Source organism: Paraburkholderia sp. J10-1 (genome assembly GCF_905220165.1).
In the GTDB taxonomy this organism is placed as follows: Bacteria; Pseudomonadota; Gammaproteobacteria; order Burkholderiales; family Burkholderiaceae; genus Paraburkholderia.
In genome coordinates this window covers 167,403-188,603 of sequence record NZ_CAJMYW010000007.1, presented here as the reverse complement: position 1 = coordinate 188,603, position 21,201 = coordinate 167,403, and the positions used below count along the sequence as shown (strand labels likewise).

The following is a 21,201-nucleotide window of genomic DNA, read 5'->3' as shown; positions in this document are numbered from 1 at the left end:
GGCAAGCTGGCCCGGCGACCGGATGGCCGCCATTGCCTGCTTCTCGTTAGTTATCCGAAAGTTTTGAGGAAAGCGCTTTCACGCGGGACAAATCGGCATGCGTTGCACTTGCAAGACGTGTGCCGTAATCGGCATCGGCCTTATAGAAGTACGAGAGCATCGTGTACTTGTTCGCGTCGTTGGTCACGTGATCGAGGTCGCCGGACAGCGCAGTCACGAGGTCCTGCTTGTCCTGCTCGGACAGGGTACGGTAATACTCGCCCGCCTGGCGGAAATCGAGCGTCTTATGGATCGCCATTTGCTGAGTCGTGCCGGACAAGGGCGTCTGCACATATTTGTAGCGCGGATCCTGTGGGATTTCGCCCAGAGTAGACGGCTCATAGTTCACCTCGCCCTTGCGGTCGCCGAAATTCATCATGCCGTCCTGATTGTTATTCACAACCTGCACGCGCGGGCGATTGATCGGCAAGCTATTGAAATTCGGACCGAGCCGGTACATCTGCGTGTCGGCATAGGCGAACATGCGGCCCTGCAGCATGCGGTCTTCAGACGGTTCGATGCCCGGCACCAGGCGCGAAGGCGCGAACGCGGACTCTTCGGTGCTCTCGAAGTAGTTGTCCGGAACGCGGTTGAGCGTGAGCGTGCCGATCTTGCGTTCAGGCACGTTGTCCCAGACCTTCGTATCGTCGAGCGCGTCGTAGTCGAACTTGTTCAGGTCCTGTGGATTCAGCACTTGGATATAGAGATCCCACTTAGGATCGTCGCCTGCTCTCAATGCTTTGTAGAGGTCGTCGGTCATGAGATTCCAGTCCGCGCCGATCGAGCCGGGAATATCCTGAGGACGAATGCCATGCACGCCCTGCTCACTCTTGAAGTGAAACTTCACGTAATTAACCTGGCCCTGCGCGTTGACGAATTTGAACGCATGCACGCCAAAGCCGTCCATATGGCGGTACGAATCAGGCATGCCTTCATCCGTGTAGAGATGCGTGAGCATGTTGGTCGCTTCGGGCGTATGCGCGAAGAAGTCGAAAGCGAGATTTGCATCCTGAACGCCCGTCACCGCGCCTGGTTTGTTCGCGTGGACGAAGTCGGGGAACTTGATGGCGTCGCGGATAAAGAAGATCGGCCAATTGATGCCCACGATGTCCCAGTTGCCCTGGGTCGTGTAGAACTTGATCGCGAAGCCACGTGGATCGCGCGCCTGCTCAGGCGAACCGCGATAGCCCATCACCGTAGAAAAACGGACAAAAATCGGTGTTTTCGAGCCAGGCTTGAACACTTGCGCCATCGTCAGGTCACTGATATCGGCAGTGCTCACGAAGTCGCCGAATGCGCCGGTGCCGCGCGCGTGCACGACGCGCTCGGGAATGCGTTCGCGATCGAAGCGCTGCAATTTCTCGATCAGCTGGGAGTCTTGCAGTAGCGTTGGACCTTCCGGGCCGGCAGTCTGTGAATTCTGATTGTCGCCGACCGGTGATCCGTTGTCGCGCGTCATATCCGCGGCGTAAGGAGTCGACATCATCGCGGCACACGTTGCTGCTATGAGGCCCTTTGCTATTTGCTTCGCTTTTACTGACATTTCGATTTCTCTCCGGCTTGAACGGTTGACTACTCAAAACGCAGATCGATTAGACGAAAGCTGCTAGTTCGAGTCCAATTGAAAATGGAAATGACAGCGATAGTTGTGAATGCATCGAATGTGCAATGCACTCGAAAATGACGAATTTGTAATCCGCGAGACAGATTGCAGTCGGAAGGAGAATTGCAGAATGCGTTTATTGTGGCCGTCACACTGGATGTCGACAAAAGGGGTTCTTATCATGCGCATTCTGATCGTCGAAGATGAGCCAAAGATGGCGTCCTACCTTCGCAAGGGCTTGCTGGAATCCAGCTTTCGCGTCGACGTCGCACTCGAAGGCAAAGAAGGTCTATTTCTCGCGTTGCACGAGGACTATGATGCGATCGTTCTGGATGTTATGTTGCCTGAGCTTAACGGCCTCGAAGTACTCAAACGCTTGCGCGAGCAAAAGCGCACACCAGTGTTGTTGCTGACGGCGCGTGATGCCGTTGAAGACAAGGTTGTCGGATTCGAGTCAGGTGCCGATGACTATCTGTCAAAGCCATTCGCGTATGCGGAGCTTCTGGCCCGAATCCATGCGTTGCTGCGAAGGCCGGTGAAATCGGTCGGTACTGTCCTTACGATAGGCGACTTGGAGATCGATCTCGCGAAGCGTCGAGTTCGGCGCGGCAGTGCGCGCATCGAATTGACGGCGCAGGAGTTCTCGCTCTTGAAGCTCTTCGCCGAACGCAAAGGCGAGGTACTCACGCGCACTTTCGTCACTTCGCAAGTATGGGACATGAATTTCGACAGCGACACAAACGTTGTCGACGTCGCCATCAAACGCCTGCGCGCGAAGATCGACAATCCCTTCGGGAACAAACTCTTGCATACCGTGAGAGGCATGGGGTACGTAATGGAATGGCGGCCATGAGTGCCGAAACAAGGGCATACTCGCTGCTCCGGCGGCTAAGCTTCGCGTTCACCGCCGTTGCGATCGTCGTGCTATCGCTCGCAGGCGGGCTGCTTTACCACGCGTTGTCGCGCGATCTCAGGCGGCACGACGATAACGAGATTACGGTCAAACTTCGCGAATTGCTCATCGAGGCGCACGGGTTCGGTTCGACCTCGGCGGTGGCACGCATGAGTGATCTCTTTCGCGACGAAATGCGTTCGCACCCTGCCATGACGTTCGCGATACTGGATAGTCAAGGCGACGTACTAGCCGATTCCGGCCGCCCTTTGCAGCACCTGACGTCGCCCGGCCCCGGCGCGCCCGGGCAAGGGGAGCCCTGGTCGTGCAGTCCGCCATCCATAGGTGCCGCGCGTTGCGTATACGGCGACAGCGTGTTGCCTTCAGGCGAGAAGATCCGCGTGCTGCTCTCGCACGGCGCTTCGGAAAGGAATGACTTGCTTGGTCAGTATCAAGGCGACGTATGGGGCGTGTTGCTGGCGGGTTCCGTGCTGATGGGCCTGCTAGGCTATCTGATAGCCAGGCGGGGATTGAGGCCGGTGAAGACGATAGGCCGTCGCATCTCGCGCATCGAGACCCATAACCTCGGGGAGCGGCTCGATATAGATGGCGGTCCCGTTGAACTGCGCGACATTGCGGTGCCGGTGAACCGCATGCTCGACAGGCTCGAGCGCGCGTTCGCGCGTCTCTCGCAGTTTTCATCCGATCTCGCGCACGATATGCGAACGCCGCTAGCCAATATCATCAGCGCATCGCAGGTTACCTTGTCGCGCGAAAGAACGATCGAGGAATACGAAACACTCATCGACTCCAATATCGAAGAATGCGAGCGGCTACAGCGCATGATCGAGACGATGCTGTTCCTCGCGCGAGCCGAGCATGCGAAGGAATCGCTGAGACTCTCCGATCTCGATTGCGAAACTGAGTTTGCGAGGCTTACCTCGTTTTTCGAGGGTGTTGCCGACAACAAAGGCGTCCGCTTCGTTGCGCAGGGGGCACAAAGCGTGCGTGCCGATCCAACGTTGTTTTTACGTGCGCTCAGCAACCTGGTATCGAATGCGCTCAACTATGCGGAACCCGGGTCCGAAGTGGCGCTGCGCACTTATCGATCTGGAGATTGCATTGCGGTGGCCGTGACGAACGTGGGGCCTGGCATTGCGCCGGAGCATATTGGCAAGATCTTCGATCGCTTTTATCGCATCAACGCCGCGCGCAAGGGGTCTGCAAAGAACATGGGTCTTGGGCTCGCAATTGTCAAGTCGATCATGGAACAGCATCGAGGTGCGGTTGATGTCGTGAGTCGCGGTGGCATTACGACGTTTACGCTTCTTTTTCCTGTGCTATCGCACCACTAAGGCCTTCGGCGCCTTCACGTTGTTTCAGGCGGTGGGCGGTGGCTGATGGAATCGCGCAGATTCCATGGTTGCCGTAGACGTGTCCGATCCCCGCAAATGACTTTTGCTACCAGTAACAACCACTGCCATGAAACGACTCCTGCTTGCTCTGATGCTTTCAACTTCACTGAGCGCGTGTGCGAGCGAAGCCCACGCGCTGAGTGCCCGCTCGCACAATGATTCGTCGAAGAGAGTCCTGGTCGATTACGCGGGAGAAGCCTGTGGGAATCAGAACTTGCATGTCAAAGCGCCTGTGTGCCTTTTCCCTCACTACGAGTGAGGGAGCAGATGACTGAATCGTAATCGGAAACTCAGTTGTCCGACATGACGCGCATCTATGATGGACATACCGGACTGTATTTCGAGAACAGATGTGATGAAATTTCCTAAGCAAATCGTGTCATTGATCGTATCTCCGTGCATCGCCCTCGGAATAGTGGGGCATGCATTTGCGGATCAGGACAATGGGGCACCGAATTCGCTATCCACCGCGATACAACGCAGCCCCGAGGAGTTGCAGCAGCTTGTCGCGCCCATAGCGCTCTATCCCGATACGCTGGTCGCACAGATCCTGGCAGCCGCAACTCACCTGGCGGAGGTGGTTTCGGCGAACCGCTGGATGCAAGCGCATGCGCAACTGAAAAGCGACGCGCTGGCCGCTCAGGTGGATCAGCAGTACTGGGATCCCAGCGTCAAGGCGCTCACCGAATTTCCGGCGGTGTTGAGCAATATGGACGAGGACGTGGTCTGGACATCGTCGCTTGGTGACGCGTACCTGAGCCAGCCTCAGCAGGTGATGGCCGCCATACAGGCGTTGCGTCAGCGGGCGCTGGCGGCGGGCAACCTTCAGGCCAATGCACAGCAAACGGTCACGTCCGAAGGCGACCTGATCAGCATCGCGCCGGCTGCACCGGACGTCGTGTACGTGCCCGAATACGACCCATCGCTCGTCTATGGTGCGCCGTTGGCAGCCTGGCCGGGCTGGTATCCGTACACGAGCCTCTACCTGGGCGGCCCGGGAATCGTGTTCGGCAGCGGATTCGCACTGGGTTACTTTGGCGGCTACGGATGGGGCTGGCATCACTGGAGGCCGGACTGGCATCGCCATACAGTGACGTACGATCACAGCCCATATGTATGGCACGATCGCAGTCTCGCGGACGCCGGGCATGAGTTGCATAGCCGCGACAGTTTCAATCGTCCCATGGATTCATTGCGTCAGCAGGGATCATTCGCGGAGCACGGCGCATATCCCCAGCATGGTCCTTTTGGCGAGCATGGCGCGTTCTCCCAGCGCGACTCCTTCGTGATGCCGGACACGCATGTTCGTTCGGCGCCATTGCAGGCAGGCGTCCAACCCCACGCGATGTTGGGGAGCGACCTCGGCCGCTTTGGGGGTGTCGGTCAGGCAGGCTTCGGCCACGCGGGATTCGGCGCGGCGCGCTCAGGCTTGAGCGCCATGGGACACTTCGCGGGCGGGCATGTGGGAGCGGCTGCGCATGGCGGAAGCGGGCGCGGATAGTGCCATCGTGAACGAGTCCGTGAGATCGTTGCGGTCACACCCGCGCGGGTAGTTCAACGCGCGGGCGAACCTTGCATCAAAGAGGACTACGATGCGAATCGTTGTCGAGCCTGCTCGAGTTCTTCCATGTGCGTTTCGACCCAGTCCCAGATTCCGCAGATCTCTTCCAGAAGACTCCCGCCAAGCGGAGTTAGCGTGTAGTCGACGTGTGGCGGTATGACCGGGTGAACGTAGCGTGAAAGGAGGCCGGCACTCTCGAGTTGGCGCAAGGTCTTTGTCAGCATTTTCGGGCTGACTCCGGGAATGCCGTCGCGCAGCTCTGAAAAGCGCATCTTGCCGCGCGTGCCCAATGCATCGATCACGAGAATGGTCCACTTGTCGGCAATCTGGCCAATCAGCGCACGCGCGAGATCGTCAGCTTTCCGCCGGGGATCGCTAGTCGCGAGAGGCGTGTCGTGGCCATGTGTTTCCGTGGCGTATCGCAAAGCTTTCAGCCCTTTATATGCATGGGTTCACTACGGCATGAACAACATGCTGGTACGAGAAATCTCCGCACCATTGCGTTTCACCGGTTGTACGCGGCGTCGCGTTCTAGTCGCGAGGTACGATCTCAATCCAGTTCGCGCCGCTTCCTCCGCGAGTGCGTGAGTGCAGTGTCAGCGCGCCAGACTTCGCATCGATGCCATAAAGCGAGACTTGCGTGGACTTCTCTCCGCATACGAGAAGAAAGCGGCCGGAAGGGTCGATGGAGAAGCCACGTGGTTGCGTCTCCGTTTCGAAGTCGCCAGCTTGCTCGAGTGCGCCATTGGGCGTGACATGCAAAGCAAAGATGCGGTTTGTCGTGCGCTCCGAAATATAGACGTATTGTCCGTCGGGGCGTACGTGAATGTCGGCGGCCCAGATCAGCGACGTGAGCGTTGCGGGGTCGGGTTGGGGGTCGGTAGCTGGAGGGCGGACAAAGCCGTCGAACATGCCTGCGAGCGCATGCGGTCGCGCAGATACGCTGTGCAGCACCAGCTTTCCGCTATCGCCAATGCGCCGGAACACGGCCACAGTTGCGCGAAATTCGCTCAGGACATAGAGCCAGTTACCGTCCGGCGAAAGACGCATATGTCGCGGGCCGAAGCCTTGGTCGAGCGTGACTGTCTCGATCATGCCAAGCGGTTGTGCAGCGTTCTCATCGATCGAGCAGCACAGGATTTCGTCGTTTGCGAGCGACGTGACATAGGCGAAGCGATTATCGTCCGTCACGACTACCGAGTGTGCATTGCGCACGCCGCGTAGTGTTTGCACCGGCTTCGGATCGCCGCGATCGAGGCGTGCGACGCTATACACGACGACTTCATGGCTGCCGTATGCGGCGCCGAACAAGAAGCGGTCAGTGCGGTCGAGCGCGAGCGCAACGAGGCTCGCATCGATCGCGACCCGATAGTCCGTCGTGAGACGGCCGGCGAACGAGTCGAGCGTGCATTTCACGAGCGATGGCGCGGCGCCGCGCGTAGCCGCGAAAACGGTTTGCCGTCCGGCGCTTATCGCGAGCGGCATGACGTGAGCGCCGACCCGATGCCGCTCGCCGGCGCGCAAGGAGGGTGCTGAAGCGCCGAACCCGTAGGTCGCAATGTCGGCGTCTTCGGAGTTCGAGACTAGTGCGATGCAATTTTCCAGCATGTTCTTGACGCTCTATGTGTGGGTGGCCGCCTGCAGCCACCCGATAGCAGCAGATAGCGCGAATCCGTTCGTGCGCTATCAGTCGATCTCTTCTAGCCGGCCAGCGAATTCCGCAAGACAGCCGAAGCCTCCGTGGAAGAGCGCTTCGCGCTCATCTTCCTTCGCGCCTGTCGAGACGATCTCGCTTGCATAGCGCTCTGCATCGTCCTGAGGCTGGTAGCCAAGCAAGCGCGCGTTCGAATTGTCCCAACGATTGCGCGCGTTGTCGGAGACACCGTAGGCGACAACGAAGTGATAGTCCGGGTGATCGATTGCGCGCTGCACCAGCTGGACCGTGTCGCGATGGCTGATCCAGGTGTAGAGGTGGCGCGGCGCGGTGGGTTTGTCGTCTGGGCGGAACGACCCAATGCGCAGACAGGCGACCGAAAGCCCGTACTTGTCCGCATAGAGTCGTCCGACCGCCTCGCCGAAAACCTTCGAGACGCCATACCGGCTGTCGGGTCGGGGCGTGACCTGATCGTCGATCATGCGGTCGCGACGGTGAAATCCCACTGCGTGATTCGAGCTTGCAAAGATGACGCGCTTCACGCCAGCAACGCGTGCCGCTTCGAAGACGTTGTAGCAGCCTTCAATATTCATCCGGTGGATACGCTCCCACGTGTCTTCATCGGCAATGCCGGCGAGGTGAACGACACACTCGATGCCTTCCATCGCATGCGCGAGCTGAGCGGGGTCGGTAATGTCAACCTTCACGACTTCCTCGCCGGCTTGCGCGGGCGCTTGTGCTGCGATGTCGGCGAGCCTGATGAGCGGGTAGCGGCGCTTCAGTCCCTCTCGCAACACGCGGCCGATGTGCCCGGCCGCACCGGTAATTAACACTCGCTTCATATCAACTCTCCTGATTCAATGGCGTTGCTGTGATTGCGTAGGTCTACTGTGCAACGCAAACTTGAAGATGGGTTGCCGCGAGGCCTATTGCTTCTCTTTCGCGCCGACGTTAGCGGCGTTGCGGCGGTGATAGGCCTCGAGGTAAGCGTCGCGCGCGGGGACCAGATGCTCACGGCAAAGCTCGACTAGCTTGAGCTGGTCCTGGCCTGCCAACGCTTCGAGCATTGCATGGTGCTCGGTGCGTGCCTTTTCGAGGTAGTGCGGAAAAAGCAGCGAAGCCGAACGAATGGGGTGCGTGCGCCGCTCGTACTCGCGTATCGCCTCGGTCAGCGCCTGATTGTCGGAAAGCGCAAACAGTGCGTGGTGAAAATCCATATTCGCGCGGAACACGGCGCGGAGGTTGCCGGCTTGTGCTGCCGCATCGTGCGCCTTCTGGATCTCGACAAGCTCGGCCAGTTGCTCAGGCGCGACCGGCAGCGCGATGCGTTGCGCCGCATTCGTCTCGAGTATTTCGCGAACCGAATACAGTTCCATCACTTCGCGCGGCGAGTACGACTTCACGAGCGCGCCCACGTTCTTGCGGCGTTCGATGAGACCGCGCTGCTCGAGCTCGGCGAGCACGAGGCGCGCAACGTGCCGCTTGAGCGCGAAGCGCTCGCACAGTTCGTCTTCCACGAGCCGTTCGCGCGGATGCAGCACGCCAAGCACGATTTCCTCTTCGAGCGTGTCGGAGACGCGCGCAACGTTCATGTCGATATCGCGGTCGCGCACGGCAGGCTGCGCTTGCACGGGGGTTTTCTGGGGAGTGGAGACGCTTTTCATGTCGGCAGATTCGGTTACGGAACCCGGGTGAACTCGCAGGAGGCGAGCAGTATATCGGCAATTCTGCCCGCGGATTCTCGCGTGCGGCGCACCCGCTGTGCGCGCCGCACCGCGCAATCCGTGGTGGAGCCGCATTGCGTCTTCAGCCCCGTGGTTTCGGTACTTTCGCCGTCATTTCCGCCGCCGCGAGGAAGTCGAAGTCGCAGCCCTGGTCCGCTTGCGTGATCGAGGTGAGGAACAGCTTGCGGTAGCCGCGCGCCGCCGGATCCTGCGTGCGGGGCGCCAGACTTTGCGCGCGCCGCGCGAGTTCCTCCTCGCTCACGAGCACATCTATCGAGCGATTCGCGACGCTCAGGCGGATCCGGTCGCCGCTCTGGACGAGTGCAAGCGGGCCGCCGATCGCGGACTCGGGCGTCACGTGCAGCACGATCGTGCCCGCCGCCGTACCGCTCATGCGGCCGTCCGACACGCGCACCATGTCCTTGACGCCAAGCTTCGCGAGCTTTTTCGGGATCGGAATGTAGCCCGCTTCCGGCATGCCCGGCGCGCCGATCGGGCCGATGCCCTTGAGCACGAGCACGTCGTCGGTCTCGACATCGAGTTCGGGATCGTCGATGCGCCGGGCGAGGTCCTCGGCGTTCTCGAATACCACGGCGCGCGCCTCGTGCTCCATCAACGCGGGATTGGCCGCCGACTGCTTGATGATCGCGCCGCCCGGCGCCAGGTTGCCGTGCAGCACGGCAACGCCGCCTTGCGGATAGATCGGCTTGTCGAACGGACGCACCACCTCCTGTGAGAAGCTTGCAGGCGCCGCATCGAGCTCTTCGCCGAGCGTTCTGCCAGTGACCGTGAGGGTGTCCAGGTGCAGGAGCGGCCTGATTTCGCGCAGCACCGTAGTGAGGCCGCCGGCCTTGTGCAGGTCCTCCATGTAGTGTTTGCCCGATGGCTTCAGATCCACAAGAACCGGTGTTTCGCGTGCCATGCGGTCGACTTCGCCGAGATCGATCTTCACGCCGAGCCGTCCTGCAATCGCCGTGAGATGGATGATGCCGTTGGTCGACCCGCCGATGGCGAGCAGCACGCGCAACGCGTTTTCGAAGGCGTCTGGCGTGAGGATGCGCTCGGGTGTGAGCTGCTGCCCGATCATGGCGACCGCCGTCGCGCCCGTGCGCTCGGCGATGCGGATGCGATCCGCCGTGACGGCGGGCGCGCTTGCGCCGCCCGGCAGCATGATGCCAAGCGCCTCGGCAATGCAGGCCATCGTGCTCGCCGTGCCCATGACCGAGCAGGTGCCGACCGTCGGGACGAGCTGGTTGTTGACTTCGTCGATTTCGTGCGCGTCGATTTCCTCGCCGCGGAATCGCGCCCAGAACCGGCGGCAATCGGTGCAGGCGCCCACACGCTCGCCGCGGTGGGAGCCGGTGAGCATGGCGCCCGTGACGAGCTGGATCGCTGGCACGCCGGCCGCCGCTGCGCCCATCAGCTGAGCAGGCACCGTCTTGTCGCAACCGCCGATGAGCACGACCGCGTCCATGGGCTGCGCGCGGATCATCTCTTCGGTGTCCATCGACATCAGATTGCGCAAATACATGCTCGTCGGATGCGAGAAGCTCTCCGCGATCGAGATCGTCGGAAACTCGATGGGCAGGCCACCCGCGAGCATCACGCCACGCTTGACCGCCTCGATCAGTTGCGGGGCGTTGCCGTGGCACGGGTTATAGCCGCTGCCCGTGTTCGCGATGCCGACGATAGGCCGCGACAGCGCGTCTTCCGTGTAGCCCGCCCCCTTGATGAAGGCCTTGCGCAAGAACAGCGAGAAGCCTTCGTCACCGTAGTTGGTGAGCCCTTTTTTCAGTCCGGATTGCACAGATTTCTTGTCCATAATGTCATCGATGAGATTATCAATAATCCTTGACGCCCATCTTATCTACTTTTATATTGGGCTGCAAGTCACCTGCCGGCACACGGTGCCGGAGCCAGTTCGAAAGGGAATGATTCATGATGAGAAAGCGTGTTGTGCTGTATCGGCCGGTGCCGGCGGACGTGCTCGAAATTCTGCGTGCGCGCTTCGACGTGACCGCATTCGATGAGGTAAGCGAAGCGAATCGGCCGCAGTTCGTTCAGGCGCTGGGCTCGGCGCACGGCATCATGGGCAACACCCTGAAGATCACTGCGGCGCTGCTGGACGCAGCGCCCGAGCTGGAAGTGGCCTCGACGATCTCCGCGGGCTACGACGCATTCGACGTCGAAGCGCTCACGCGCCGGGGCGTCGTGCTCACGAACACGCCCGACGAGGTGACGGAAACCACGGCGGATCTCGTGTTCGCGCTGTTGCTTTCGAGCGCGCGCCGCGTGGTCGAACTCGCGAACTGGGCCCGCGCAGGCGAGTGGCGGGGCGGCGTGAGCGAGCATTACTTTGGCATGGACGTGCACGGACGCACGCTCGGCATCGTGGGGCTCGGCCGCATCGGCGCGGCGGTGGCCCGGCGGGCCGCGCAGGGCTTTGGCATGCGCATTCTCTTCACGAAGCGGCGGCCCGACCCGCATGCCGAGTCGGCCTGGGGAGCGCAACGCTGCGAACTCGACGCGCTGCTGGCGCAATCCGACTTCGTTTGCACGATGGTGCCGCTGTCGAGCGAAACCCATCATCTGATTGGCGCGCGCGAGCTCGGACTCATGAAGCCCGACGCGATCCTGATCAATGCATCGCGAGGGCCGGTTGTCGACGAAGCAGCGCTCATCGCTGCGCTGGAATCGGGGCAAATACGCGGCGCCGGGCTCGACGTGTTCGAGCGCGAGCCGCTGCCGGCAGACTCGCCGCTCTATTCGCTGCCGAACGTCGTTGCGCTCCCTCATATCGGCTCCGCAACCCGCGCCACACGCGAAGCCATGGCGCGCCGCGCCGCGGAGAATCTGATTGCGGCGCTCGAGGGGCGCCACGTGTCGACGATCGTCAATCCGCAGGTCATGGAATTACGGCGCGCACGAGGTGTTTGCATGTGATTAGCACCGCGTCGTGGCGATGCTCACGACCTCAGGCTGAAGCGTTAATGGCGCAATCAATTTGAAATTGAATATACAGGTTTTTGAAAAGTAGTTAGTAAACCGAATTAAATGGAGACGCAGATGCGTGGCAGGTATCGATACACCGTGGCGGGACTGTTGTTCGCCGCGGGCATGATCAACTACATGGACCGGGCGGCGCTGGGCGTGGTCGCACCGATCATCAGCAAGGACCTGAGCCTGTCGCCGTCGCAGCTTGGCGTGATCTTCAGCAGCTTCTTCTTCGGCTACTCGATCTTTTCGTTCGTCGGTGGCCATCTCGCGGACCGGTTTGGACCGACACGCGTGTTTTCGTGGGCGATGGGAGCGTGGTCGCTGCTGTGCGGCATGACCGTGGCCGCCACGGGTTTCGTCTCTCTGTTCATCCTGCGAGCGCTCTTCGGTTTTGGCGAGGGTCCGATGAATTCGACCACGAACCGCGCAATCACGAACTGGTTTCCGCGCGACGAGACCGCAACCATGATCGGCTTTACGTTCTCCGGGCAAACCTTCGGCAATGCGGTGGCGGGTCCGCTGGTCGGGCTCGTGGCGGTCGCCTTCGGCTGGCGCGTGTCGTTCGTGATCGTCGCGCTACTGGGCTTCCTGTGGATTGCCGTCTGGCGGTTGTTCGTCACCGACACGCCTGCGCAGAGCCGGCGTGTTGGCGTGCAGGAGCGCGAACTCATCGAGCGCAGCCGTAACGCGGCGCATCCCGCCGAAGAAGGCGACGACGGCTTGCCGCTGCGTGCCTACCTGGTTCGGCCAAGCACGCTCGCACTGGGCGTCGGTCTCTTCGCAGTGAACTACACGCTTTTCATCTTCATTTCGTGGCTGCCGAGCTACTTCACGAACGCGCTGCATCTCGACCTTACGCAGATGAGCTTGATGACGGCGATTCCCTGGGCGTGCGGCGCAATCGGCTATTTCGGCGGCGGCCTCGCTGCGGACGTGCTGTTCCGGCGCATGGACAACAAGTTGCTGGCGCGAAAGATCGCGGCGGTCTTGCCGCTTGCGCTTTCTGGCCTCGCGATGCTGGCGGTGAGCTTCGTCAGTTCCACCGCGCCGGCTGTCGCATTGGTCGCGGCTGCGGTGCTGTTTCTTACGGCTTCGTCACAGGCAGTGTGGGCGGTGGTCCACGAGCTTGTACCGAGCCGGCATCTCGGCGGCGTCAGTGGTTTCGTGCATCTGATGGCGAATATCTCAGGAATTATCGGTCCGACGGTCACAGGCCTCGCGGTCGAATATTTTGGCGGTTATAGCACCGGGTTCGCACTGGGCGCCACGATCGATCTGATCGGCGTGCTCGCCATGACGTTCGTGGTGCGCAGCCGCACCAGCGTGCGCTCGGCGACCTCGGGCGCAACGATGTAACGAATGAACGAAGCGGCGGTTGAGCCGCGCATCTGATCAACACTGAAATGGCTGTGAGGCCGGGAGTGAAGGATGGATTTGGGTTTGCGTAACAAGACCGCGCTGGTGATGGGCGCAGGCGGTGGATTGGGACAAGCGATTGCGGTATCGCTTGCGCGCGAGGGAGCGAACATCGTTCTCGCGGACGTCGACGAGGCCGCGCTGCAGCGCTCGGCACAGCGCGTAGAAGAAGCCGGTGCGCGCGCGTTCTCACTGCAATGGGATCTCGGCGACCTGGCTTCAATCGAGAAGCACGTCGCTTCGATCGAGGCCCAATTCGCAGGGGTCGATGTACTCGTGAACAATACGGGCGGCCCCCCGCCGACACCGGCGTCGGGGCAACCCGCCGATGCCTGGCAAAAATATTTCGGCTTGATGGTGCTCTCCGTGATTGCGATCACGGACAGAGTGCTTCCGGGCATGCGCGAGCGCAAATGGGGCCGCGTCATCACCAGCGCGTCATCGGGCGTCATTGCGCCGATCCCGAATCTCGGCATGTCCAATGCATTGCGGATGTCGCTCGTCGGCTGGTCGAAGACGCTGGCGCGTGAAGTTGCATGTGATGGCGTAACCGCGAATGTCGTCGTGCCCGGACGTGTGGCGACCGATCGCATTCGTTTCCTCGATGAATCGAAGGCTAAACGCGAAGGCCGGACGGTCGAGGCAGTAGCGGCTGAGAGCACATCGTCGATTCCCGCCGGGCGGTATGGCGAACCGAAGGAGTATGCGGACGTCGTTACGTTCCTTGCGAGCGAACGCGCGTCGTACATGACCGGGGGCGTCGTGCGTGTAGACGGCGGCCTGATCGCGAGTATCTGATTCGCCGGGCGACCAGTCTGGCAATTATCTTTGCATGAGAGACTTCCATGTCAGTTGATCAAGAAATTATCGATACCTTGTCGGGCGTCACGACGGCGACGCTGACCACGCTCCTGCTGAAAAAGGGCCTGCGCAACGTGTGGATTCGGGGCGCGCGGCCAATCAGGGAAGGCCTGCCGCGAATCGTCGGGCGCGCATTCACGCTGCGCTTTGTACCTGCCCGGGAGGATCTCGCCACGCCGGAATCCTGGTCTTCGCCGCGCTCGACTCGTGCGGCCATCGAAGCGATGCCCGAGGGGTGCGTGGCCGTGGTGGATGCGATGGGTGTGACGGACGCCGGTATCTTCGGCGACATTCTCTGCGCGCGCATGCAAAAGCGCGGCGTTGCGGCGCTCGTGACGGATGGCGTCGTGCGCGACATCGGGGGCGTGCTCGGCACTCAATTGCCCGTCTGGAGCAGAGGCGCTGCCGCACCCCCGTCAGTCGCGGGTCTGACTTTCGCCAACTGGCAGGAGCCCGTTGCCTGCGGCGGCGTAGCGGTTTTCCCCAATGACCTGATCGTCGTCGATGCGGACGGCGCGGTGGTGATTCCTGCGGCGCTCGTCGACGAGATCGTCGCCGCTGCACCGGAGCAGGAGCGGCTCGAAGCGTGGATCATGGAGCAAGTGGGGCAGGGCGCATCCTTGCCGGGGCTCTATCCGCCTAACGAGGAAAACAAGGCGCGTTACGAAGCGGCTAAACGACGTCAGCAATAAAGCGATTGCGTTTTGGCAAGAGGTCCGCCGCACGTTGCATGCGGCGGGCCTTTCATTTCTCCCACGCGACGCATTGATTCAACTTGGCGTCGAGATCCCTGCTTCGAGGTATTGTGAATAATCCATCCGACAAGGTGATTGATGGTCCGGTAATTCGTCTGCATCCCGACGACAATGTGGTGATTGCCCGCACAGACGTTGCGATCGGAACGAAGCTGGGAACCACACAACTGTTGTGCCGCAGTCAGGTGGCGGCCGGGTACAAGATTGCTTGCGCGCCGATTGCTGCTGGAGAGCCGATCCGCAAGTACAACGTCGTCGTCGGGTTCGCGGCAACGGACATCGCCCCGGGCACGCTCGTGCACACCCATAACACGACGTTCCGCGAGTTCGAGCGCGACTATGCCCATGCGAGCGAATATCGCGCGCTGGAGCGGGTGCCGGCAGCGCAACGTGCGAGCTTCGAAGGGTACGTGCGCGCAAACGGCCAGGTCGGCACGCGCAACTTCATCGGCATTCTTTCTACCGTCAATTGTTCTGCAACGGTCGCGCACAAGATAGCGGCCTGGTTCACCCCGGAGCGGCTAGCTGCGTACCCGAACATCGACGGCGTCGTCGCATTCACACACGGCTCAGGGTGCGGCATGGAAATGAGCGGCGAGCCGATGGCCTTGCTGCGGCGGACGATGGCCGGCTACGCGCGCCACGCCAATCTGGCGGCTGCGTTGATTGTGGGCCTCGGTTGCGAGCGCAACCAGCTTGCCGGGCTCATGGCTGATGAAGCGTTACAAGCGGACGAACGATTGCACACGTTCGTCATGCAGGAAAATGGCGGTACGCGCAAGACGATCGAGGCAGGCATCGAAGCGGTGCTAGCCCTGTTGCCTGAAGCGAACCGCGTGAAGCGTCAGACAGTGAGCGCAGAACATCTCAAGATCGGCTTGCAATGCGGTGGTTCAGACGGCTTTTCGTCGATCACCGCGAACCCGGCACTTGGTGCCGCAATGGACCTGCTGACACGTCATGGGGGCACCGCGATTCTCTCGGAGACGCCAGAGATCTACGGCGTCGAGCATACGCTCACACGCCGTGCGGCCAGCCGCGAAATCGGTGAAAAGCTGATCGAGCGCGTCCGCTGGTGGAAAGAGGAGTACTCGGTCGGTCGCGACGTGCAGATCAACGGCAACGTGAGTCCGGGCAATCAGATGGGCGGCCTCGCAAACATTTTCGAGAAGTCGCTGGGCTCGTCGATGAAGGGCGGCACAGGTCCTTTGATGGAGGTGTATCGTTATGCGGAGCCCGTGCTCGCGAAGGGCCTGGTCTTCATGGATACACCCGGATTCGATCCTGTCTCCGCGACAGGCCAGATCGCAGGCGGCGCGAATCTGATTGCGTTCACCACCGGCCGCGGATCGATGTTTGGCGCCAAGCCGGTGCCGTCGCTCAAGCTCGCAACGAATACTCCAATGTATCAGCGGCTCACTGAAGATATGGACCTGAATTGTGGCGCCATACTCGACGGCGATGCCACGATCGAGTCCATGGGGCAGACGATTTTCGATACACTGCTGCGCGTTGCTTCAGGCGAGCGCACGCGTAGCGAACTGCTGGGGCTCGGCGATCACGAATTCGTACCGTGGCAAATCGGCATCATGAGCTGACAGGCGCGGCGGCTGCAAGCGGGCGTTAGCATCCCGCCGCATACTCGATCATTCAGGAGTGGACTGTGACCAGGCTATTGGATGAAAGCGCGAAAGGCGTATATGTGCTTGCGGTGACGCCATTTACCGACGACGGCACGCTCGATCTGGCGAGCACGGACCGGATGGTGGACTTCTACCTGGAAGTGGGCGCAACGGGGCTCACGATTCTTGGCATTCTGGGCGAGGCGACGAAGCTCACGTCGCTCGAATCGCGCACATTCGTCAAGCGCGTATTGGAGAGGGTGGCAGGGCGGGTGCCCGTCGTGGTCGGCGCGTCGGCGCCGGGGTTTGCGCCCATGCGTGAACTGGCGTCAGAGGTCATGGACATGGGCGCCTCCGGCGTCATGGTCGCGCCGGCGTCGACCTTGCGCACCGACGAGCAGATCGTCGCTTACTTCGACATGGTGACTGCAACGCTTGGCGAGAGTTGTCCGTGGGTCCTCCAGGATCATCCCACGTCGACAGGCGTGCAGATGTCCACCTCGGTAGTACTACGAATCATTAAGAATTCGCCAACCTGCGTGATGCTCAAGCATGAGGACTCGCCTGGACTGGCCAAGCTGTCCGCCATCCGCGCCGCAAGCGAAGATGGCGATGTCAGGCGGGTTTCGATATTGACCGGCAACGGAGGCGGATTATTTCTGCCGGAAGAGCTCTCACGCGGCGCAGACGGTGCGATGACGGGCTTCGCCTACCCCGAGATGATGGTAGGCGTGTGCGCGGCTCATGCGAGCGGCGACGTTGAGCGGGCCCACGACATTTTCGACGCTTATCTGCCGCTTGCGCGCTATGAGCAGCAGTCGAACATCGGTCTCGCCGTGAGGAAGTATCTCATGGCGCAACGCGGCGTGATCGCATCACCGACATTGCGTAAGCCCGGCCCCCGGCTGTCTTCCGCCGATGTCGCGGACATTGAGCGCCTGGTGACGCGTCAAACGAAGAGGCTGCGGGAGTTGAACTGAGGGATGGCTGGCGCGATTCAGTCGCGCCAGCGTTTGTTGAAAGTCACTTATTGACCAGCCTGGCGGGAATCAGCGCGAGAATCAGTATTGCGGACAGCACCAGCGAAGCCGCGACGACGAGCAGTCCTGACGTCAAGGTATGGGTAACGGTCTTCAGCCATCCGATAATGGCCGGGCTGATGAACCCCGCGAGATTGCCCGTGCAGTTGATCAGTGCGATACCGGCTGCCGCTCCCATGCCGCCAAGGAATGAGGTAGGCAGGGCCCAGAACATCGGCAGCGCCGTCACCACTCCGCCCGCGGCAAGCGTAAGACCGATCATCGACAGCAACGCATGGTCGCCGTTGAACGCGCAGATCACGAAGCCGAGCGCTGCAACAACGGCAGGTATGGCAACGTGCAGTCGCCGCTCGCGTGTGCGATCTGCGTTCCGGCCAGCTGCGATCATCGCAACCAGTGCTGCCGAGTACGGGATCATCGTCAGCAGGCCGATCGTGAGCGGATCGCGGATACCGGTGCCGCGAATGATCGTGGGCTGCCAGAAGCCGATCGCGTAAGAACCCATCACAATGCCAAAAAGAATCAGGCATAGCAGCCAGACGCGCAACGAGGTGAACACCATCCGCACCGAACTATGCGTGTGCGTCGAGGCATCTGCATCGATCTCCTCCTGGATCAGGCGCTTGTCCTCGGGGTCGAGCCAGTGCGCGTCGGCGATACGGTCATCGAGAAAGAGAAAGATCACAATGCCAAGCGCGATTGCGGGTAAGGCTTCGATGATGAAGAGCCATTGCCATCCGCCCATGCCCAGCGTGCCGTGCATGGCGTGCATGATGTAGCCGGAAAGCGGACCTCCAAATAGCCCCGAGACCGGATTGCCAGCCATCAGTAGCGCGACCATCTTGCCCCGCCGGTGGGAGGGAAACCAGTAGGTCAGGTAAAGAACCATGCCGGGGAAGAAGCCAGCTTCCGCAATGCCGAGCATAAAGCGCATGACGTAAAACATCGTCGGCGTACGGACAAAAGCAGTGGCGATCGACAATGCACCCCACGTTACCATGATGCGCGCAATCCAGCGCCGGGCGCCCAGCCGGTGCATCAGCAAGTTGCTCGGCACCTCGAAAAAGAAGTAACCGATGAAGAAAAGCCCAGCGCCGAGTCCATACGCTGCTTCGCTGAAGTGCAGCGCGTTGACCATCTGCAGCTTTGCGAAACCCACGTTCACGCGATCGAGATAGGCAATCACGTAGCCGACGAACAGCAACGGCATGAATCGCCACGCGACGCGCCTGAAAAGCGAGTCAGATTCAGTGGCGCCGAACGTTTGGTCAATCGAGGTGCGGACGAACATGGTGTCTCCTTGTCCGCCCTGTTGTTCGAGGTAGTGCACAAGTGATCCGCAAGGGTCACGCAGTGGCGGCGAGCGCAGTATCGCGTGGCGTCTCTCATCGAGGAAGCGGTTGCTCGTTGCTTTAGACAACAGTTATTTTTGCGTCTCACCGGACGAAGGACCGGTTTGCGCTTCCCTGGCCTCGGCGTCACACAATTGTTCAACGGCCATCTCACGAAATGCATGGACGAGCCGAACGCGAGCAGACGATCGGTTCCACAACAGCCCAACGACTCGCTTGGGGAACGGATGTGGCAGCGGCCATTTTGTGAGCGAAAGGCCCGAAAACGGCGTCATGCGCCAATCGGGAACGAGCGTCACGCCAAGCCCGCGATCGGTCAGGACGGCGAGCGCGTCCAACCCGTCGAGTTCGCAGCGCTGACGCGGCAAGATGCCGTGCTGCCGCAAATAGGCGTCGGCGAGCTGACCGCCGACGACGTTTCGGTCGTAGCGCAAAAATGGCTCTGTTTGCAGCGTATGGTGGACATCGGTGACCTGCATCGAGGAGGGCGTCAACAGCACCAGCGGTTCCTCACGGAACGTGTGCCAGTCACAGTTTTTTGGAAGCTCGAAAAGCGGCCGCACGAGAACTGCGGCGTCGAGATGGCCATTCACGACCTTGCGGTACAGCTCCGTCGAAGTGCCAGGTTCCAGGTAGATGTCTATTTGCAGGTGACGAGTCAACAGGTTGGCGAGGACGTCAGGGATCAGACTCGTCATCATCGTGGGCGTACCGCCGAGGCGCAATTGGCCTGCCAGTGTCGATGAATCGTTCAGGTCGGACTTCAGGTCGCGTATCTCATGAAGCACGGTGCGTGCGCGGCCAAGAATACGCTCGCCGGCTTCGGTCGTTCCGACCGTGCGGCCGGAGCGGCGCACGAGTTTCATCCCCAGTTCATTTTCGAGCATCTTGACGCGCTGGGCCACGGCGGCCGGCGTTAGATCGAGCCGCCGCGCGGCTTCTGCGATCGATCCGAGTTCAACGACATAGACAAAGCTCTGAAGATAGCGCGAGTCCATCAATAAAAAGTTTTATCTTGTGAAGAAGGCAAAGGATACTGTTTTTTATAGTCTGGGACCAGCACACTCGATTGCGTATAGCGGTGAATTGGACAATACGTCTGCCTTTCAAAAAAGGAGTGCCGACATGCCACGAATCGAGTCGATTTCCATCTGTGCGGCCGTCGTTCCGCTGGACCGGGTGACGTCGTTCGCTACACGCACCGTGTCGAAGCGCGAGTACGGTCTGGTCAAGGTTCGCTCGAGCGATGGTGTCGAAGGCATCGGATTCTGCTATGTCGGCAGCGCAGCCGGCGAACTTCTGCGCGTGGCGGTCGAGCAATTGCTCGCTCCCGTACTGATCGGGCAGGACTCGTATGCCGTTGAAGGCCTGTGGCAGGCGATGTATCGCGAATCGCTCCTGCAAGGCCGCTCGGGCACGGTCATGCGCGCAATCAGCATTCTGGACACGGCGCTCTGGGATCTCAACGCTCGCACGCACGGCTTGCCACTTCACAAATACCTGGGCGCTGTGGAGCTCGATACAGTCCCCGCTTATGCAAGCGGCGGCTATTACCTCGACGCCAAGACGCCGCAGATGCTCGGCGACGAAATGGCGAGCTATGTCGAGATGGGGTTCAAGGCGGTGAAGATGAAGGCTGGGCGCCTGTCGCCCGCCGAGGAGGAAGCCCGTGTGCGTGCGGCACGCGAAGCGATCGGTCCGGACGTCGAGCTAATGATCGATATTAACAACGGATGGCGTGATGTCACGGAGGCACTGCAGTTCGTGCGCCGATTCGAACAATACGACCCGTACTTCATCGAAGAGCCATTCTCGCCCGACGACGTGGATAACCATGCGCGCCTCGCGAAGCGGACACGCGTTCCGATCGCAACGGGCGAGATCGGTTATGGCCGGTGGTATCACAAGGAGTTGCTGGACAAAGAGGCGGCGGCGATTCTTCAGACCGACGCGCTGGTATGCGGAGGCATCTCGGAGTGGCGGCGCATTGCCGCGACCGCGGCCAGCTACGGCGTCGCCGTGTGCCCGCATTGGTTTCATGATGTGCACGCGCCACTCGTTGCGGCAACGCCGAATGCGCGCTATGTCGAGTTCTTCTGGGATGACCAGGTGTTGAATTTTCGCCGCCTTATCGATCGCCAGCTGACGCAAAAGGGCGGCCGGATTGCACTGCATCAGGAACCTGGGCTGGGGTTCTCGTTCGATGATGATGCGGTGGCGAAGTATGGTAAGTGGACCGAAGCAAGATGAGACGCAGGGCGAGTCACCCG

Annotated in this window: 18 protein-coding genes; 10 read left to right on the top strand and 8 right to left on the bottom strand. The window is 60.9% G+C overall.

Annotated elements, in window-relative coordinates; all coding sequences use genetic code 11:
• Positions 1-46: 46 nt before the first annotated feature.
• A complete protein-coding gene (locus tag U5A65_RS22475; RefSeq protein WP_415765396.1) occupies positions 47-1,525 on the bottom strand; it encodes a catalase in 1,479 nt (492 codons plus the stop codon).
• Positions 1,526-1,823: 298 nt separating this feature from the next.
• Between U5A65_RS22475 and U5A65_RS22470 the strand changes: the two genes are divergently transcribed.
• From U5A65_RS22470 to U5A65_RS22460, 3 genes are all read left to right on the top strand, one after another.
• On the top strand, positions 1,824-2,495 hold the full coding sequence (locus U5A65_RS22470) for a heavy metal response regulator transcription factor (protein WP_321909942.1): 672 nt from the start codon (positions 1,824-1,826) through the stop codon (positions 2,493-2,495).
• A complete protein-coding gene (locus tag U5A65_RS22465; RefSeq protein ID WP_321910406.1) occupies positions 2,492-3,889 on the top strand; it encodes a heavy metal sensor histidine kinase in 1,398 nt (465 codons plus the stop codon). Before U5A65_RS22470 ends, U5A65_RS22465 begins: the two co-directional genes overlap by 4 nt.
• Positions 3,890-4,304: 415 nt before the next feature.
• Positions 4,305-5,450, top strand: a complete 1,146-nt coding sequence (locus U5A65_RS22460) for a DUF3300 domain-containing protein (RefSeq protein WP_321947460.1) — start codon at positions 4,305-4,307, stop codon at positions 5,448-5,450.
• An 86-nt stretch (positions 5,451-5,536) separates the two neighbouring features.
• Here the strand turns inward: U5A65_RS22460 and U5A65_RS22455 are convergent, their stop codons facing one another.
• The 5 genes from U5A65_RS22455 to U5A65_RS22435 all read right to left on the bottom strand — a co-directional run bounded on the left by U5A65_RS22455 (position 5,537) and on the right by U5A65_RS22435 (position 10,710).
• Positions 5,537-5,935: a helix-turn-helix domain-containing protein gene (locus U5A65_RS22455; protein WP_321909938.1), complete on the bottom strand. Its 399-nt coding sequence runs from the start codon at positions 5,933-5,935 to the stop codon at positions 5,537-5,539.
• 106 nt (positions 5,936-6,041) lie between these two features.
• Positions 6,042-7,118, bottom strand: a complete 1,077-nt coding sequence (locus U5A65_RS22450; protein ID WP_321947458.1) for a lactonase family protein — start codon at positions 7,116-7,118, stop codon at positions 6,042-6,044.
• A gap of 78 nt (positions 7,119-7,196) precedes the next feature.
• Complete coding sequence (locus U5A65_RS22445; protein WP_321947456.1) at positions 7,197-8,006, bottom strand: NAD(P)-dependent oxidoreductase; 810 nt, start codon at positions 8,004-8,006, stop codon at positions 7,197-7,199.
• 84 nt (positions 8,007-8,090) lie between these two features.
• Positions 8,091-8,828, bottom strand: a complete 738-nt coding sequence (locus tag U5A65_RS22440; RefSeq protein WP_415765393.1) for a GntR family transcriptional regulator — start codon at positions 8,826-8,828, stop codon at positions 8,091-8,093.
• A 142-nt stretch (positions 8,829-8,970) separates the two neighbouring features.
• Positions 8,971-10,710 (bottom strand): IlvD/Edd family dehydratase, encoded by a 1,740-nt coding sequence (locus U5A65_RS22435; protein WP_321947454.1) that lies wholly within the window; start codon positions 10,708-10,710, stop codon positions 8,971-8,973.
• 119 nt (positions 10,711-10,829) lie between these two features.
• Between U5A65_RS22435 and U5A65_RS22430 the strand changes: the two genes are divergently transcribed.
• The 6 genes from U5A65_RS22430 to U5A65_RS22405 all read left to right on the top strand — a co-directional run bounded on the left by U5A65_RS22430 (position 10,830) and on the right by U5A65_RS22405 (position 17,519).
• Positions 10,830-11,831, top strand: coding sequence for a D-glycerate dehydrogenase (locus U5A65_RS22430; RefSeq protein ID WP_321947675.1), 1,002 nt, complete (start codon positions 10,830-10,832; stop codon positions 11,829-11,831).
• Positions 11,832-11,954: 123 nt separating this feature from the next.
• Complete coding sequence (locus U5A65_RS22425) at positions 11,955-13,241, top strand: MFS transporter (protein WP_321909932.1); 1,287 nt, start codon at positions 11,955-11,957, stop codon at positions 13,239-13,241.
• A 72-nt stretch (positions 13,242-13,313) separates the two neighbouring features.
• Positions 13,314-14,099, top strand: a complete 786-nt coding sequence (locus U5A65_RS22420) for an SDR family oxidoreductase (RefSeq protein ID WP_321909930.1) — start codon at positions 13,314-13,316, stop codon at positions 14,097-14,099.
• A gap of 47 nt (positions 14,100-14,146) precedes the next feature.
• Positions 14,147-14,854, top strand: a complete 708-nt coding sequence (locus U5A65_RS22415; protein WP_321947452.1) for a ribonuclease activity regulator RraA — start codon at positions 14,147-14,149, stop codon at positions 14,852-14,854.
• A 113-nt stretch (positions 14,855-14,967) separates the two neighbouring features.
• Entirely contained in the window at positions 14,968-16,515 is a 1,548-nt protein-coding gene (locus tag U5A65_RS22410; RefSeq protein ID WP_321909927.1) for an altronate dehydratase family protein, read from the top strand.
• Between the two features lie 65 nt (positions 16,516-16,580).
• Positions 16,581-17,519, top strand: coding sequence for a dihydrodipicolinate synthase family protein (locus U5A65_RS22405; protein WP_321947450.1), 939 nt, complete (start codon positions 16,581-16,583; stop codon positions 17,517-17,519).
• A 43-nt stretch (positions 17,520-17,562) separates the two neighbouring features.
• On the opposite strand, the gene U5A65_RS22400 is transcribed toward U5A65_RS22405, so the two are convergent.
• Both U5A65_RS22400 and U5A65_RS22395 read right to left on the bottom strand, forming a co-directional pair.
• Positions 17,563-18,870 (bottom strand): MFS transporter, encoded by a 1,308-nt coding sequence (locus tag U5A65_RS22400; RefSeq protein WP_321947449.1) that lies wholly within the window; start codon positions 18,868-18,870, stop codon positions 17,563-17,565.
• A 132-nt stretch (positions 18,871-19,002) separates the two neighbouring features.
• Positions 19,003-19,929 carry a LysR family transcriptional regulator gene (locus tag U5A65_RS22395; protein WP_321947448.1) on the bottom strand — a complete coding sequence of 309 codons (927 nt, stop codon included), beginning with the start codon at positions 19,927-19,929 and terminating at the stop codon, positions 19,003-19,005.
• A 127-nt stretch (positions 19,930-20,056) separates the two neighbouring features.
• On the opposite strand from U5A65_RS22395, the gene U5A65_RS22390 reads away from it, so the two are divergent.
• Positions 20,057-21,181 (top strand): mandelate racemase/muconate lactonizing enzyme family protein, encoded by a 1,125-nt coding sequence (locus tag U5A65_RS22390; RefSeq protein WP_321910401.1) that lies wholly within the window; start codon positions 20,057-20,059, stop codon positions 21,179-21,181.
• The last annotated feature ends 20 nt before the right edge of the window (positions 21,182-21,201 follow it).

Coding starts and splice junctions, on each gene's coding strand:
- U5A65_RS22475 (WP_415765396.1), bottom strand. CDS start 1,525: ATGATGTCGACTCCTTACGCCGCGGATATGACGCGCGACAACGGATCA.
- U5A65_RS22470 (WP_321909942.1), top strand. CDS start 1,824: ATGCGCATTCTGATCGTCGAAGATGAGCCAAAGATGGCGTCCTACCTT.
- U5A65_RS22465 (WP_321910406.1), top strand. CDS start 2,492: ATGAGTGCCGAAACAAGGGCATACTCGCTGCTCCGGCGGCTAAGCTTC.
- U5A65_RS22460 (WP_321947460.1), top strand. CDS start 4,305: ATGAAATTTCCTAAGCAAATCGTGTCATTGATCGTATCTCCGTGCATC.
- U5A65_RS22450 (WP_321947458.1), bottom strand. CDS start 7,118: ATGCTGGAAAATTGCATCGCACTAGTCTCGAACTCCGAAGACGCCGAC.
- U5A65_RS22445 (WP_321947456.1), bottom strand. CDS start 8,006: ATGAAGCGAGTGTTAATTACCGGTGCGGCCGGGCACATCGGCCGCGTG.
- U5A65_RS22440 (WP_415765393.1), bottom strand. CDS start 8,828: ATGAAAAGCGTCTCCACTCCCCAGAAAACCCCCGTGCAAGCGCAGCCT.
- U5A65_RS22435 (WP_321947454.1), bottom strand. CDS start 10,710: ATGGACAAGAAATCTGTGCAATCCGGACTGAAAAAAGGGCTCACCAAC.
- U5A65_RS22430 (WP_321947675.1), top strand. CDS start 10,830: ATGAGAAAGCGTGTTGTGCTGTATCGGCCGGTGCCGGCGGACGTGCTC.
- U5A65_RS22425 (WP_321909932.1), top strand. CDS start 11,955: ATGCGTGGCAGGTATCGATACACCGTGGCGGGACTGTTGTTCGCCGCG.
- U5A65_RS22420 (WP_321909930.1), top strand. CDS start 13,314: ATGGATTTGGGTTTGCGTAACAAGACCGCGCTGGTGATGGGCGCAGGC.
- U5A65_RS22415 (WP_321947452.1), top strand. CDS start 14,147: ATGTCAGTTGATCAAGAAATTATCGATACCTTGTCGGGCGTCACGACG.
- U5A65_RS22400 (WP_321947449.1), bottom strand. CDS start 18,870: ATGTTCGTCCGCACCTCGATTGACCAAACGTTCGGCGCCACTGAATCT.
- U5A65_RS22395 (WP_321947448.1), bottom strand. CDS start 19,929: ATGGACTCGCGCTATCTTCAGAGCTTTGTCTATGTCGTTGAACTCGGA.
- U5A65_RS22390 (WP_321910401.1), top strand. CDS start 20,057: ATGCCACGAATCGAGTCGATTTCCATCTGTGCGGCCGTCGTTCCGCTG.